At 36.5% G+C, this 15,017-nt stretch carries 18 protein-coding genes; 12 read left to right on the top strand and 6 right to left on the bottom strand.

Translation table 11 applies throughout. The features are described 5' to 3' along the window. The first annotated feature begins 67 nt into the window (after window positions 1-67). Both ADH81_RS01720 and ADH81_RS01715 read left to right on the top strand, forming a co-directional pair. Window positions 68-1,885 (top strand): acyltransferase family protein, encoded by a 1,818-nt coding sequence (locus ADH81_RS01720; protein WP_049526041.1) that lies wholly within the window; start codon window positions 68-70, stop codon window positions 1,883-1,885. A 250-nt stretch (window positions 1,886-2,135) separates the two neighbouring features. After that, window positions 2,136-2,477, top strand: a complete 342-nt coding sequence (locus ADH81_RS01715) for a metal-sulfur cluster assembly factor (RefSeq protein ID WP_049526039.1) — start codon at window positions 2,136-2,138, stop codon at window positions 2,475-2,477. Window positions 2,478-2,520: 43 nt separating this feature from the next. Here ADH81_RS01715 and ADH81_RS01710 read toward each other — a convergent pair whose 3' ends face one another. Together ADH81_RS01710 and ilvD are read right to left on the bottom strand one after the other, a co-directional pair. Beyond that, on the bottom strand, window positions 2,521-2,889 hold the full coding sequence (locus tag ADH81_RS01710; RefSeq protein ID WP_049526037.1) for a glyoxalase: 369 nt from the start codon (window positions 2,887-2,889) through the stop codon (window positions 2,521-2,523). A 106-nt stretch (window positions 2,890-2,995) separates the two neighbouring features. Next, a complete protein-coding gene (gene ilvD, locus ADH81_RS01705; protein WP_049526068.1) occupies window positions 2,996-4,699 on the bottom strand; it encodes a dihydroxy-acid dehydratase in 1,704 nt (567 codons plus the stop codon). A 183-nt stretch (window positions 4,700-4,882) separates the two neighbouring features. On the opposite strand from ilvD, the gene ADH81_RS01700 reads away from it, so the two are divergent. The 6 genes from ADH81_RS01700 to ADH81_RS01675 all read left to right on the top strand — a co-directional run bounded on the left by ADH81_RS01700 (window position 4,883) and on the right by ADH81_RS01675 (window position 7,765). Further along, window positions 4,883-5,890, top strand: coding sequence for an SPFH domain-containing protein (locus ADH81_RS01700; RefSeq protein WP_049526036.1), 1,008 nt, complete (start codon window positions 4,883-4,885; stop codon window positions 5,888-5,890). Window positions 5,891-5,892: 2 nt separating this feature from the next. After that, the gene (locus tag ADH81_RS01695) at window positions 5,893-6,093 is read left to right on the top strand and encodes a PTS ascorbate transporter subunit IIC (protein ID WP_000796543.1); all 201 of its coding nucleotides are present in this window, start codon (window positions 5,893-5,895) and stop codon (window positions 6,091-6,093) included. 148 nt (window positions 6,094-6,241) lie between these two features. Then, window positions 6,242-6,424: a 50S ribosomal protein L32 gene (rpmF, locus tag ADH81_RS01690; protein ID WP_000290417.1), complete on the top strand. Its 183-nt coding sequence runs from the start codon at window positions 6,242-6,244 to the stop codon at window positions 6,422-6,424. Window positions 6,425-6,439: 15 nt separating this feature from the next. Continuing rightward, the gene (rpmG, locus tag ADH81_RS01685; protein WP_001265622.1) at window positions 6,440-6,589 is read left to right on the top strand and encodes a 50S ribosomal protein L33; all 150 of its coding nucleotides are present in this window, start codon (window positions 6,440-6,442) and stop codon (window positions 6,587-6,589) included. Window positions 6,590-6,972: 383 nt separating this feature from the next. Further along, complete coding sequence (locus ADH81_RS01680; RefSeq protein ID WP_000171299.1) at window positions 6,973-7,161, top strand: hypothetical protein; 189 nt, start codon at window positions 6,973-6,975, stop codon at window positions 7,159-7,161. Next, window positions 7,154-7,765 (top strand): Fic/DOC family protein, encoded by a 612-nt coding sequence (locus tag ADH81_RS01675; protein WP_000240414.1) that lies wholly within the window; start codon window positions 7,154-7,156, stop codon window positions 7,763-7,765. The genes ADH81_RS01680 and ADH81_RS01675 overlap by 8 nt, the downstream gene beginning before the upstream one ends. Window positions 7,766-7,957: 192 nt before the next feature. On the opposite strand, the gene ADH81_RS01670 is transcribed toward ADH81_RS01675, so the two are convergent. Continuing rightward, window positions 7,958-8,713, bottom strand: a complete 756-nt coding sequence (locus ADH81_RS01670; RefSeq protein WP_049526034.1) for an SDR family NAD(P)-dependent oxidoreductase — start codon at window positions 8,711-8,713, stop codon at window positions 7,958-7,960. Between the two features lie 283 nt (window positions 8,714-8,996). Between ADH81_RS01670 and ADH81_RS01665 the strand changes: the two genes are divergently transcribed. Further along, the gene (locus ADH81_RS01665; RefSeq protein ID WP_000332322.1) at window positions 8,997-9,359 is read left to right on the top strand and encodes a MerR family transcriptional regulator; all 363 of its coding nucleotides are present in this window, start codon (window positions 8,997-8,999) and stop codon (window positions 9,357-9,359) included. 297 nt (window positions 9,360-9,656) lie between these two features. Further along, window positions 9,657-10,019, top strand: a complete 363-nt coding sequence (locus tag ADH81_RS01660; protein WP_049526032.1) for a hypothetical protein — start codon at window positions 9,657-9,659, stop codon at window positions 10,017-10,019. Between the two features lie 69 nt (window positions 10,020-10,088). Here ADH81_RS01660 and ADH81_RS01655 read toward each other — a convergent pair whose 3' ends face one another. Genes ADH81_RS01655 through ADH81_RS01645 form a run of 3 tightly spaced genes read right to left on the bottom strand, consistent with a single transcriptional unit; the run spans window position 10,089 to window position 12,480 of the window. Further along, window positions 10,089-10,817 carry an ABC transporter permease gene (locus ADH81_RS01655; protein ID WP_006149384.1) on the bottom strand — a complete coding sequence of 243 codons (729 nt, stop codon included), beginning with the start codon at window positions 10,815-10,817 and terminating at the stop codon, window positions 10,089-10,091. Continuing rightward, complete coding sequence (locus ADH81_RS01650) at window positions 10,814-11,563, bottom strand: ABC transporter permease (protein ID WP_029689695.1); 750 nt, start codon at window positions 11,561-11,563, stop codon at window positions 10,814-10,816. The genes ADH81_RS01655 and ADH81_RS01650 overlap by 4 nt, the downstream gene beginning before the upstream one ends. A 5-nt stretch (window positions 11,564-11,568) precedes the next feature. After that, a complete protein-coding gene (locus ADH81_RS01645) occupies window positions 11,569-12,480 on the bottom strand; it encodes an ABC transporter ATP-binding protein (protein ID WP_080979260.1) in 912 nt (303 codons plus the stop codon). A 223-nt stretch (window positions 12,481-12,703) separates the two neighbouring features. Between ADH81_RS01645 and ADH81_RS01640 the strand changes: the two genes are divergently transcribed. After that, window positions 12,704-13,402 (top strand): response regulator transcription factor, encoded by a 699-nt coding sequence (locus ADH81_RS01640; protein ID WP_006149379.1) that lies wholly within the window; start codon window positions 12,704-12,706, stop codon window positions 13,400-13,402. After that, complete coding sequence (locus tag ADH81_RS01635; RefSeq protein WP_049526027.1) at window positions 13,399-14,769, top strand: sensor histidine kinase; 1,371 nt, start codon at window positions 13,399-13,401, stop codon at window positions 14,767-14,769. The genes ADH81_RS01640 and ADH81_RS01635 overlap by 4 nt, the downstream gene beginning before the upstream one ends. Window positions 14,770-15,017: the final 248 nt, after the last annotated feature.

The following is a 15,017-nucleotide window of genomic DNA, read 5'->3' as shown; positions in this document are numbered from 1 at the left end:
TAAAGGTAATATGGAATGAACATTAGATGGTTTTTTTACTACTCTAATGAACGGAGAATAAACTCGTATGCGTATTAAATGGTTTTCCTTGATCAGGATTACAGGCTTACTCTTGGTACTCTTGTACCATTTCTTTCAGACGGTTTTTCCAGGAGGTTTCTTCGGGGTTGACGTCTTCTTCACCTTCTCAGGTTTCCTAATTACGTCACTCCTGTTAGAAGAATTTGGACAAAAAGGGAAGATTGATATCCTAGGATTTTTCAGGAGACGTTTCTATCGGATTTTTCCACCAGTTGTCTTGATGATCCTTGTCGTTATGCCCTTTACTTTCTTGGTTCGGCAGGATTATATAGCAGGGATTGGTGGTCAGATTGCTGGTGTCCTTGGTTTTATGACCAACTTCTATGAAATGTTAACAGGGGGAAGTTATGAATCTCAGTTCATTCCTCATCTCTTTGTTCATAACTGGAGTTTAGCAGTTGAAGTTCATTACTATATCTTGTGGGGCTTGGCAGTTTGGCTCATGTCTAAGCAAGCCAAAACAGGTGGGCAACTACGGGGAATGGTTTTTCTACTATCTTCAACTACCTTTGTTGTTAGCTTCCTTTCAATGTTTATTGGTAGCTTTATTGTTTCTTCCTACTCAACGCTTTACTTTTCAAGTCTAACTCATGTTTATCCGTTCTTCCTAGGTAGTGTCCTAGCTACCTTGATAGGGGTCCGTCATACGACACCTCTTCTCAAACGTTTGAATCAAACCTTGGACTTGAAACAGACCTTGTTAGTTTTTTCAGCTGGTCTCGGGGTTTTACTCTTATTGACCTTCTTCGTGAAATTCAATTATCTCTTTGCCTACTTGCTTGGCTTCTTGTTAGCAAGTTTAGCTGCTCTTCTGATGATCGTTGCAGCACGACTTTTGCATGAGAAAACTCCGACGATTGAAGAACCAAAGGTGATTAGCTTCTTAGCTGACACTAGCTATGCCGTCTATCTTTTCCACTGGCCGTTTTATATCATTTTCTCTCAGTTGATGAGCAATCTACCAGCAGTGATTCTCACCACTATCTTCTCTTATCTCTTTGCAAGCCTTTCTTTCTATGTGATTGAACCTTTCATTGCAGGGAAGAACAGTAGCTTATTGCAAAAGGTAAAAGAAATTCCGCATATTCAACCAATTTTTGCGGGTAGCGTTGGTTTCCTTAGCTTACTGACACTGATTGTGATGCTTATTGCTCCTCAAGTCGGTGCTTTTGAAACGGATTTGATGGTAAATGGTCTCAATCAAGCTCAAACCAATATCACCCGTACAAAAACCATGGCGGATCAAGCAGAAGCAATTCGCTACAATATTGCCGATGGTGTATCCATCATCGGAGATTCTGTAACCTTGCGTGCAACACCTGGACTAAAAGAGGTTCTACCAGACGCTCAGACAGATGGTCAAGTAAGCAGAAATACCAAGCAAGCCAATGCTATTATGCTCAACCACAGTCAGAATAAAGTCCTCCCTAAAATAGTCGTTATTGCTACTGGAGTGAATAACCCTGAGGATTATAAGGCTGATATTGATTCTTTGATAACAAATCTACCTAAGGGCCATCAGCTTGTACTTGTGACACCTTATGAAGGGGACAAAACTCAAGCAACTCAGCCTTATGTAGAACAGTATGCTAGCTATGTGCGTGAAGTAGCCCAAAAGTATCCTTACATTGAGGTTGCAGACTGGAATCAGGTGTCTAAAGATCATCCAGACATCTGGAAAGGAACGGACCAGGTTCACTTTGGAAGTGATAATACCAAACTAGAAGAGGGAGCTAAGCTCTACGCAGAAACGATAGCATCACCTATCAAGGCCTTGGCAGATAAGCCTGTGAAGTCAAAATAATATTTAAAAAGTAGAGATGACTGTTCTCTACTTTTTCTTTTTAGAAAGTATTTCTTAGAAGCTCAATCATTCTCTAACCTATGCCAATATCCTCTTGCTCTAGGTTGTTAGCTCTCTGGGCAGTTTGGACCAACTATGGCAATCTCTATGCTTTCGTTTTTATAGCGAATCCAGTTTTGATTGGGAAAAACTTGCCAAATTGTCAGAATTATGAGAAAATAGGTGCAGTTTACAAAATGGAGGGAATGCAATGAGAGAAGATATCAAAATCAATGATCGTGCTCTAGCATTAGGAGAACAAATCATTGACAAGCTAGAAAAAGTTTACGATACAGATGTGGAATTAGATGTCTATAATCTTGGCTTGATTTACGAGATTCATTTGGACGAGGCTGGTCTTTGTACAATTGTCATGACCTTCACCGATACTGCCTGTGACTGTGCAGAAAGTTTACCCATCGAAATCGTTGCAGGTTTAAAACAGATTGAAGGGATTGAAGATGTCAGGGTTGAAGTTACCTGGTCACCTGCTTGGAAGATTACGCGAATCAGTCGCTATGGTCGCATAGCGCTTGGTCTACCACCACGCTAAAATACAAGAGCTCTCTGCTAATAAACAGAGAGCTGTTTTGTTATTAGATTCCTCTAACTGCGAAATAGTGTCCACTTGGATTTGCAAAGTTAAAGTTAGGGAAAGGTTGAGTACTGATCGGACTGGTGGTATCAGTTACTGCAGCTATGCGCTCGTGAAGACTGCAAAGGTCCGCTGATTCAAAGAGTAGGCTAGGTTTCATATCAACTACCTCTGGCGATACCTGACGAATAAAGTCTTTGGCGTAGACAGTAAAATTCAGTGTACTGTCCGTGTGAGGTTTCATTTCAAAAGTTTCAAAACCCATAATTTCTGATTGATTAAAAACTTCAAAACCGATAGCAGACCAAAAGTTTCTCTCAGCTGCTACATCATCTACGTAGAGCATAATCCCTGTATTTTGTGAAAACATTGTTTCTCCTTCATAATCATAGTTAGAGCAATTATCTTATCACATTTCACGAGATAAGACAAAGGATTAGAAAAAGCAGTCCTTTAGTGACTGCTTATTTTTCTAGTTATTTTTTTCCAGATTGTTCCATATTCCAGAAGTCTGTAACGGCACCACGGGATGCAGAAGATACGGTGTGGGCGTACTTACCAAGGACACCACGGCTATAGAGTGGTGGCAAGGTTGTTTCTGCCTTACGTTTTTCAAGTTCTTCTTCGGATACGGCCATAGAAATTTCTTTAGTATCTTGGTCGACAGTGACGATATCTCCTGTACGAAGGTAGGCAATTGGTCCACCATCCTGAGCTTCAGGAGCGATATGTCCAACAACCAGTCCATAAGTACCACCAGAGAAGCGTCCGTCTGTCAAGAGGGCAACCTTGTCTCCTTGACCTTTACCAACAATCATAGAAGAAAGGGACAGCATCTCAGGCATACCAGGACCACCCTTAGGTCCGACGAAACGAACAACGACAACGTCGCCATCAACGATTTCATCTGACAAGACAGCTTGGATAGCATCTTCCTCTGAGTCAAAGACCTTAGCTGGTCCAACGTGACGACGAACTTTAACACCGGATACCTTGGCAACTGCACCGTCAGGAGCAAGATTACCGTTCAAGATGATAAGCGGACCGTCTGCACGTTTAGGATTTTCAAGTGGCATGATGACTTTTTGACCTGGTGTGAGGTCTGCAAAATCAGCTAAGTTTTCAGCGACAGTCTTACCAGTACATGTGATACGGTCTCCGTGAAGGAATCCATTTGCCAACAAGTACTTCATAACTGCAGGCACACCACCAACTTCGTAGAGGTCTTGGAAGACATACTGACCAGAAGGTTTCAAATCGGCTAAGTGAGGGACACGTTCTTGGATGGTATTGAAGTCCTCGAGCGACAAGTCAACATTAGCTGCGTGGGCAATGGCGAGCAAGTGAAGAGTAGCGTTTGTAGAGCCACCGAGAGCCATAGTAACAGTAATAGCATCTTCAAAGGCTTCACGAGTCAAGATATCAGACGGTTTGATACCAAGTTCAAGCATTTTAACCACAGCACGTCCAGCTGCTTCGATGTCTTCTTTCTTATCAGCAGATTCTGCTGGGTGAGAAGAAGAACCTGGCAAGCTCATCCCCAAAACTTCGATAGCAGTCGCCATAGTATTGGCAGTATACATACCACCACAACCACCAGGGCCAGGGCAGGCATTACATTCCAGACGTTTCACGTCCTCAGCTGTCATATCACCGTGGTTCCATTTTCCGATACCTTCAAATACAGAAACCAAGTCGATGTCTTTACCATCTAGTTTTCCAGGGGCAATCGTACCACCGTAGGCGAAAATAGCAGGGATATCCATATTGGCAATGGCAATCATAGAACCAGGCATGTTCTTGTCACAACCACCGATAGCCACAAAGGCATCCACGTTGTGACCGCCCATAGCAGCTTCGATAGAGTCCGCAATGATATCACGTGACGTTAGAGAGAAGCGCATACCAGGCGTCCCCATGGCAATCCCATCTGCTACCGTAATGGTTCCAAATTGAACCGGCCAAGCACCAGCAGATTTGACACCTTCTTTAGCCAATTTCCCAAAGTCATGCAAGTGGATATTACATGGTGTATTTTCTGCCCAAGTCGAAATGACCCCCACAATCGGTGTTTCAAAGTCTTTATCTGTCATACCAGTCGCACGCATCATAGCACGGTTTGGTGATTTCACCATGCTGTCATAGATGCTGCTACGGTGACGTTTATCTAATTCTGTCATTAAGTTCCCTCCCATTTCAGTTTTTACCATTATAGCACATTTTAAAAGCAATGAACAGAAGAAAATTCTTGAATTTTCAGAAAATTCAATACATTGAAATCTTCTTAAAAAGATTGCATTTTTTTATTGACATTTAACATTAAAGTGATATCATTTAGATATCAAATATAGGAGGTCATTCTGATGACTGAAAAACTAATCAATTCAAAACCAAATGGTGTAGTAGCATTGATTCTCATTGAGTTGGCACTCGTACTTGGTTTCTTTATATTTATCATTGGTGCTGGTTCAGAAAACATTTTTGGAATTATTATCGGGCTTTTATTAATATTAAGTTCAGCTCTAGCTCATGCTGGTTTAAAAGTTGTCAAACCTCAGGAAGCTCTGGTTTTGACCCTCTTTGGTAACTATACAGGTACCATTAAAGAACCAGGTTTTTACTTTGTAAATCCTTTTAGCATAGCGGTCAATCCTGCAATTCACACTCGACTCGGACAAAGTGGCGATGTTAGCACAAAATCTCCTTTTTCAGGAATGAAATCATCCAATGGCAATGATGTAAACATTGAAATTGGCAAGAAACAGATTTCTCTCAAAGTTATGACCTTGAGCAATTCTCGTCAAAAGATTAACGATTGTTTAGGTAACCCTGTTGAAATCGGCATCGCGGTAACTTGGAGAGTTGTCGATACAGCCAAAGCAGTCTTCAACGTAGATAACTATAAAGAATATCTTTCATTGCAGTGTGATAGCGCCCTCCGTAATATTGTCCGCATTTATCCTTACGATGTGTCTCCGAATGTGGATACTACAGGTGATGGGCAAGCCGATGAAGGAAGCCTCCGCGGTTCTAGTGAGATTGTAGCTAAACGTATTCGTGAAGAGATTCAAAGTCGCGTAGAGGACGCTGGTTTGGAAATTCTTGAAGCACGTATTACTTACCTAGCTTATGCACCAGAAATTGCAGCTGTCATGCTTCAACGTCAACAAGCATCTGCTATTATCGATGCACGTAAGATGATTGTAGACGGCGCTGTAGGAATGGTTGAAATGGCATTGGAACGTCTCAATGAAGGAGAGTTGGTTGAACTAGATGAAGAGCGTAAAGCAGCCATGGTTTCAAATCTCCTAGTCGTTCTCTGTGGCAATCATGATGCACAACCAATTGTCAATACAGGAAGCCTTTATTAGAAATGGCAGAAGCTAAAAAAAAGCAAATTCCCCTTCGACTCTCGAATAAGTTATATGCTGCACTCGCATCATGGGCAGAAGATGACTTCCGATCAGTCAACGGGCAAATTGAATATCTTCTCACCGAATGCGTCAAACAACGAAAAAAAGACGGGAAATACGTCTCAGAAACCATTGATGAACCCTTCGAGATTGATATTTAATCTATTTTCCTATCCAAAAGATTGGATAGGAAAATTTTTTTATCTTTTTTTGTCAAGTAACTTTACTTTACAAAAAAGTTTTGATATACTATTAAAGTTGATGAAAATCAAACCTAACTGAATTTATATCTTAAAAGGAGAAATCAAAATGGCAGTACCTGCACGTCGCACTTCAAAAGCGAAGAAAAACAAACGTCGTACACACTACAAAGTAACAGCTCCATCTGTAAACTTTGACGAAACTACTGGAGATTACTCACGTTCACACCGTGTATCACTTAAAGGATACTACAAAGGACGTAAGATCGCAAAAGCTGCATCAGCTGAATAATAGAAGGGAGATACCATGCGCGTAAATATTACACTTGAACACAAAGAATCTGGTGAACGCTTGTACCTTACTTCTAAAAACAAACGTAACACTCCAGACCGTCTTCAATTGAAGAAATACTCACCAAAACTTCGCAAACACGTTGTGTTTACAGAAGTGAAATAGGGGTTCACTACACGTCAATAGACGTTAAAAACCTTGATTTTAAGCAATTTTTGAAATTTCAAATTTCACTACATTGCAATATAAATCAATCGAATCACTACCTTTTTCACTACCTTTTTTGAAATAAAAATAATGATTCGGATATTTAAAAGAAGAGGAACTTTAGTGTGAAGCTCCTCTTTTTGTTATTTGTTCTTTTACTTACAAATAGTAACATTTGGTTTGGAAAGTATGGGTTTTCAGTTGGGTTAAAAACAGGGGAATATTTTTAGTTCTGTAAGTATTAATCTATACGCTTACATATATCTTTTGCTCTCTATCCTTTAGGTGAAAATACCGATTTTATGGTATAATAAGGATAACTCTATATAAGGAGGTGTGCCATGACTCTTGATGTGAATAAAGAAGAATTAACAATTTTAGGAATTCCCTTTGATAACTTTTCAGATTTTGATACTGTCTGGTATGCTATTGGGTCATCAATGATTGAAAATTATGAACCTACTGTTCAAGATGTGATTGATTTAAAAACTTATGTTATCAACAAACGAAAGGAATTGAATATTGGTTAAAAATCAATACGAAGGCTATGAGTACATTGACCCCAATCACCAATATACCTATCCAAATTCTACAGTCTTAATCAACAAACAAAATATTACAAATATTGAAGAAGCCTATCGGAATGAGCATTTATTCGTTACTAAAAGGCTTGCAGACTTGCGCTTGAAAACCATTGAAGTATATTCCATTAGTGATATTTTAGCCATTCATAAATATTTATTTCAAGATGTCTATGCTTGGGCGGGGCAATTTCGCAAGGTGAATATCTCAAAAAATGGGAATCCTTTTATGTCAATACAATCTTTCAGTACTGCCCAAGTATATATAAACCGCCTTATTCATACCTATTATCAAACTGCTAATTCAAAAGATGGGATTATTAAACAATTAGCAAAAATTCTTGATAATCTTAATTATTTCCATCCCTTCCGAGAAGGTAATGGACGAACTCAACGAGAAGTTATTCGTTCCTTAGCACTGTCAAAAGGATATTCTGCACAAATACGTGTTGAGCAAGATGACGAGGTTTACAATCTTTATATGGACGGAACAGTCTATGGAGATTTAAGAAAGTTAGAAGAACTACTTGGTAAAATACTGGAAAAATTGTAAATTAGTCTACAAAAATACTTCTATATTTTTAAATATCCTAAATATCACAGAAAATTATAACTTACCAAGGTTTAAATCATAATAGATAGACAAAAAGCTTCTGAAATCTAACATTTCAGAAGCTTTTTTCTTGTCATAAAATGGCTACAACTATTATTATTCAATACATATTATATCTATTTATTAAAATAATTAATAATTAAGTAGTGGTCCGCTAAGATGAAATTCAAAATTTGTAACATCAACTAAACCAACAACTTTGTCACTTTGATATAATTCCATCAAAAATTGTGCCATCTCTTCACTTGTGTGATATTTAGCAAAATGCTCATCATAATCATATTCTTTAGAATCTGTAGCAACTTGACCGAATTCCGTTTTTGTGGCAGCTGGAGCTAAAACCTTAGCTTTTAATTGATGTTGATTTGCCTCTAGTTCCAATGCCAAGCCTTCTGTAAAAGCACTGACATAAAATTTACTTGCACAGTATGTAACTGCATTTGGAACCATCATGTATCCGCCTCTAGATGATAAGTTAATCAATTGAGCGCCTTTACAATCTTTATAATCTCTCACATATAGAGTTGATAGAATTGTTAAAGCTTCAATGTTTAGATGGATTAATGTTATTATCTTTTCTAAATCTTGAGATTCAACCTTATCATAATTTCCAAAACCAGCATTATTTATTAGCGTAGTAATGTGATATTTTTTCAAGCTTTCATAAAGAGCAAAAATATTACTGGACTTCGATAAATCAACAACTTTAATAACAACATCTAAATCCGGATAATGGTTCAAAATCTCTTGCTTCAATTTTTCTAGTCGTTCTTGACGCCGAGCAATTAAAATAAGATTCGTTCCTAATTTTGCAAATTGTCTTGCTGTCTCCGCTCCTATACCAGCACTGGCTCCAGTAATACAAGTATAATTCTTCGTTTGTTCCATACTATTTTCTCCTTTACAGATTGCTATTTGCATTTTTTATAAGAGTCGCTGCTCCCATCAAGGTTCTTGACAGCCTTATCACTAAGCCCCTTTGGAGCTCTCTATTCCTTCAAACCAATTTTTCGTCTATATGGTATTACCTCCTCTCCTAGCTTTATATCAAATTCCTTTGATACTATGTATTTTACATAGTAAAGCGCACTTTATGTCAAGAGAAAACTGAAAATTTTTTAATTTTTTAAAAATTATGCTAAAATAATAAAAAATAAAGGGGGGAAATATTATGGCTTACTATTCTATTGGAGAATTTGCTAAAAAAACTGGACTTCCTATTCCCACACTTCGATACTATGAGCAAGAAAAATTGATTTACTCACACAGAGAAGAAAATAATCGTAGATACTATGATGACTCTGATATAGCGTGGGCTCAATTCATTATTAGATTAAAAAAGACGGGAATGTCTATTAAAAATATGCAAGAATACGCTGACCTAAGATATAAAGGAGACTCCACAATTCCTCAACGACTTAGACTACTATTTTTTCAACTTGATGAACTTCATAAGCAACAAACTGAAATTAACCAACATATTGATTTTCTTGAAAAGAAAATTAAAACTTATTTAGGTATTAATCCTAATTAGCACCATTATTATTTTCTTTATCTAAAAAAGGGATTGACAATTGAACTCTTTTTATATTACTTGTTAAATGGTTGTAATTGGGATTTTCTTAAGTTGAACTTGTAAAATAGAAGTGTATACATTTTTAATCTATAGTCGTAGAGATTTAGTAAAACTATAGCCAAATATAGATCTTTTTCTATAATTTACTAATGTCTGTTATAATGGACATTATTTGAAATTTCCATTATAACAGACATTAATACAGTTTTGTAACATTATTTTGGTATAGTAATATTATAAAAGGAGGCAAAGATTATGAGAAAATTAGTAGGTATATTACTGCTTTCATTATCAATAATTACTTTAATTGCTTGCTCAAAAAACAACCACCAATCTTTAGATGGTGAGTATTATTGGATCTCAAGTGAAAGAAACGAGTTGGCGTTTACTATTAAAGGAGATAATGCTTCCATAGAGCATGGAGAAGCCGATAGTTTTATCATTAACAAAAAAAAGAATACGATCGAATTAACTGGACAAAATATTGCAAGTCGAACAGAAGAATATTCATTTAAAGATGGGGTCTTTTCTGTTGATATTAGTGGAGTTAAGCACGACTACTATCTTAAAGATAGCGAAGCATATAATAACGCACTAAAACAATATGGATATAAATAACATCATTCACACCTATTTTCCTGAATAGGTGTTTTTTTCAAATAAAAAAGACTCCGGAGAGTCTTCGCATTACTTATGCAATTCTTTATTACTCAATGTATGAAAAATACCCCACAGAAGAATATTTACAATGATAAACAGCAAAATTTCCACTAAATTAAAGTCTATCAAATTCCGTGACCGCATTGCCACCATAGCTTGGGAGTAGGGATAGATTAAAGATAATTTATCTGATACAAAAATCATCATGAATCCTACGAAAGTACCAATAGAACCAATTCCCACAGATTTACTAAAAACACGAGTTTTAGCTGTCACAAAAAACTGTACTGCCATCATACTAATTGTTCCAAAAATCCCCAATAAATCCCACTTAAGGTAGGTGAACAAATTAGAAATTTCTAAATGAATTAGGTGAGCACTGACATAAAAAATACCAAACAAGAACAACTGTAAAACAGCAATAAACAAGATAATTACTATTTCTTTTGCCAACAATAATTTCCCAAGACTGACATTATTAGCTCTGAGAAATTCAATATTTTTCCTATCAAACTCTTTTCCTAACATCATGGCTACATAAATGCTGACCAAAATCGGAAAGAAAAGCTGGCTATAATAGAAGGTCAATTGTCCCCATAAAACAGGCACTTTTTCACTTTCTGCAACCATAGAATAAGCTGCACCTAAGTAAATACCAAGACCAATCAGGCTACAAAAAGCTAAGAAGAAAATACCAATCATCAACATGGAAAATTTTTGGGTTTTCCGCCATTCTACTGATAGATAAGACATCATAGCTTGCCTCCTTTCTTTTCAACTAGATAGAGAGATAAGAAGAGATAGATTAGGGCTATTGGCAAATATGTAAAGAGTTTAAATCCTAGGTTTGTCGCCAAAACATAACTCACTTGACTGGCGACTTTCTGGTAATCCACCAGAGACAGATATGCTATACCACCAAATGGGAAAATCAGCTGTAGAAAAGCTGTTGCATGACCAAATCCAACTCCAAGAAATCCTCCGAAAATCCCTAATGCCATTATCAATGCCTGCTTTTTCAGTAAAAACTGCAAAGTCAAAAACAGACAGGTTAAGACAAAAGATGCTAGCAAGAAAATGACGATTTGCCAGAGGATTAGGCTAACAGGCATTTCTAGACCAGAAAAGTTTGCAATCAACTGGACTACTACTCCCTCCAAAATAGCGAGAAAGGTCAAAACGAACATAGTCAGGCCAAGCTTACTCAGAAAGATATGCCGTACATTTTCACCATTTGCCAAAAGCAGTTTGAAAGTGTTGCCCTCCTTCTCGTTCTTGACAATCCGGGATACAAAGAGAGCAATCACGATAGGGAGAATCAAGCCATTTACTTCTTTTATCATATAGAAAATTAGGTTAATCTGGTGCATGTCTGGATTACTTAGGTAACGTGTAGCGGCTGCAATTGCCCAAGCAAATCCGACTCCCATAACTAGTATGATAATGAAGAAGGATTTGGTTCGTTTTGCCTTGAGCAATTCAATAGACAAATTATTCAACATAAGACTCACTCCTTGGTTAAGTTGAGGAAGATAGATTCCAAGGTTTCTTGTTCTTGCTTCACTTCATAAATTGGAACTTCCTCGACTATTAAATCTCGTAACAAACTAGAAATCTGCTGGTCGGCAAGGTTAGTCAGCTTGAGTTTATCCTCATGTATTTCTAACATCTTGCACGGATAACCAAATAACACTTGGCTAATGGCTTCATGTCGACCTCTAAAATCCCCACGCACTTCCAGCCATTTATTGGACTGAATTTTACGAATTTCTCCCTCGTAAACGAGTTGACCATGATTGATAATCCCTACACGGTCAGCGATATGCTCTACTTCAGAAAGGATATGGGTAGAGATGAAGACAGTAATGCCCTGTTCTTTTGCCAACTTGATAATCAGTTCCCGAATTTCATGAATCCCTGCTGGGTCTAGCCCGTTAGTTGGTTCATCCAGTATCAACAAACGCGGTTTCTTGACTAAGGCAAAGGCTAAAGCCAAACGCTGTTTCATACCCAGAGAATAATCTTTAACCAATTTTTTCTTGTTTTTAGGTTGATCTAACCCAACAATTTTCAAGGTTTCCTGAATATTTTTCTTATCAAATCCAAGGATTTTTTGGAAAACCAAGAGATTTTCATAGCCTGTCAAATTAGGATAATAAGACGGTTCTTCAATCATAGAGCCAATCTGATTAAGATACTGCTTGTCCGTACCTATGGATTGACCGAACACTTCAATATCCCCAGCTGTACGAGAAATCAAAGACAAAATCATCTTCATGGTGGTTGTTTTCCCAGCTCCATTTGGACCTAGAAAACCATAAATCTCACCTTGTTGAACTGATAAGGAACTAAGGTTAACTACCTGAGTGTCCTTAAATTCCTTTTGTAAGTTTTTTATCTGTAAAACATTACTAATCATTATGAACTTCCTCCTCAACGAGATTCATTTGTTGTTTAGCCATTTGGAAATACCTCACTGATTAAAATTTATTTGAGAAGTATCTCTATCTAGGTTATGTCTTTATTATAGACATGCTAGATTAATTTTAAACTAAGCTAACCTTAATTTTACATTAAGATTAAAGTATTTTTCTTTTTTTCACTCTTTTAAATGGTATAATTTAAATAAGCGAGGTAAGATTATGAGTTTCGAACAACAACTCCTGAATAAGCACATCCTTATCATTGATGACGACAAAATTTTAAACTCTTCCATAAGAGATATTCTCACTGCCTACGGATTTTCCAATCTAACATCAGCCTATGATATAGAATCTAGTTTGGACATGATTGAAATAGAGCAGTTCGACCTTTTCCTTTTGGACATTATGCTACCCGATGGTGATGGCTACACATTAGCAAAACATATCCGAAAAAAAGGCGATACTCCTATCCTCTTTCTGACTGCCAAAAATAATCCTGAAGATGAGATAGCTGGTTTCAATGCTGGTGGTGATGATTATATCATGAAACCCTTCATTCCAAAAAATCTTATCTATCGTATTATGGCTCTGCTCCGTAGAAGTTATAAATCAGAACAGGAAACAATACAGATTGGACAGACTTTGGTGAGTTTTCGGAATGCAACAGTACAAAAAAATGGAGCAGAAATTTCTATTACGCCAATTGAAATTCAGATTTTGAAAAAACTTTACGATAATAAAAATTACATCGTTTCAACCGAATCTCTCTGTGATACGATTTGGGGAGTGGATAGCTTTGGTTATGAAAACTCTTTGACTGTACATATTCGGAAAATTCGAGAAAAAATAGAAGAAAATCCTTCAAAACCTCAATATTTAAAGACAGCTAAAGGGCTAGGATATAAATTGTTATCATGATTATGAATCAAACCAAAATTTTAAGGTATTCACTAAAGAAATTTATCTTTTCTTCCATCATTATCTTTATTACCAATATTATTCTAATTGCCAGTTTTGTTTTCTACATTAGTAAAAAGCAAACTGCTACTGAGACTGTGAAAATAATTTCTGAACACATTACCATCACAAATAATAACGTCCACATACCTGAAAATGATATTTCTAGTCTAAAAGAACAAAAGTTATGGCTCATGGTATTGGATAAGCAGACTGGAAAACAAGTGTTCGAACAGTATAAACCTACAGAAGTTCCTTCGCAATTTGACTACGGGGACATTTTACAGTTTTCTCGCTATTATCTTTCAGATTATCCTGTTTTTAGTCAGATAAAAGGTGGATACATCATTGTTGTTGGTTTTCCAAAAGATAAAATTGCTCGTTATAGTTTTAATTACTTAGATATAGATAGTCTCCGCCTGTTTCCACTAATAGCATTTGGAGTATTGCTTTTCAACTGCCTTTATTTCGCTTTTCTTTACTACTATGGCGTGACGCATATCAATCGTAAAATTGTGCCTCTTGTAACTGCTATTCAGAATCTCCCAGATGGTTTGAAAAATCCAATAAATTCTATATCAGAACTAGAATATCTTACAACTGCAATTAATCAAACCGATACTCTACTCAAAGAGAATGAAGTCTTTAAAGAGCAATGGATTTCAGGTATTGCACACGATATCAAAACACCTCTTTCTGTCATCATTTCTAACGCGTCCTTGTTAAATGATTCTGAACTAGATACACAGTTTAAAAAACATATTCGTCCAATATTGACGGAATCCTATTACATCCAAAATGTTTTAAATGACTTAAATATAGTAGCTCGCCTTTCATCCGGTCATCTTCAATTAAATCAGACTGAAACAAAAATTATCCCCTTCTTTAAAGACATTCTCATCCATATTTTAAATCAAGAAATCTGGAATGATTTTGAATTTGAATTTGATTACGATGATTCACTTGTTAATCAATCTATCATGATTGAGCAGTTTTTAATCACAAGAGTTATCCATAATATCATCTACAACTCTGTTTTACATAACGAAAAGGGGTGCACAATAAGAATCCACTTATTCAAAAAAGATACAAATGTAATTGTCGAAATCAAAGATAATGGACAGGGAGCTTCACCAGAAAAAATTGCTGAACTTAATGAATTATCTTTTAAAAACATTGATATTTCTAAAATTAGAACGACTGGAATTGGGCTAAAAATTTCAAAACAAATTGTTGATTTGCATCAGGGCTCTATTTCGTTTGCTAGTGTTCAAAATGAATTCTTTGAAAGTATCATTTCACTTCCGATTTTCAACATTACCAATTAGATAAAAAAATGGAGAAGAACCATTAGAGTCTTCTCCATTTTATTCATCTTATCTTCCACTTATACCCTGTCTAGCCTGCCAAGACAAGCAAAGCAAGATTTTGAGTTCTATGAATACATTTTTTAAATCTTATAACCTTGATTTAATAGGGTTTTAGGACTTTTGAATCTTGCAAAATAGACTCATTTTTCAAATTTTAGTAACTTTCTGGTAACTCATCTTTCTCTCTTAAATAACTACTTCCATAA

Origin of the sequence: Streptococcus pseudopneumoniae (genome assembly GCF_001072925.1) — a bacterium.
Classification (GTDB): Bacteria; Bacillota; Bacilli; order Lactobacillales; family Streptococcaceae; genus Streptococcus; species Streptococcus pseudopneumoniae_Q.
Note: the sequence above shows the minus strand (reverse complement) of the source record. Positions and strands in the feature narration are given on the sequence as shown.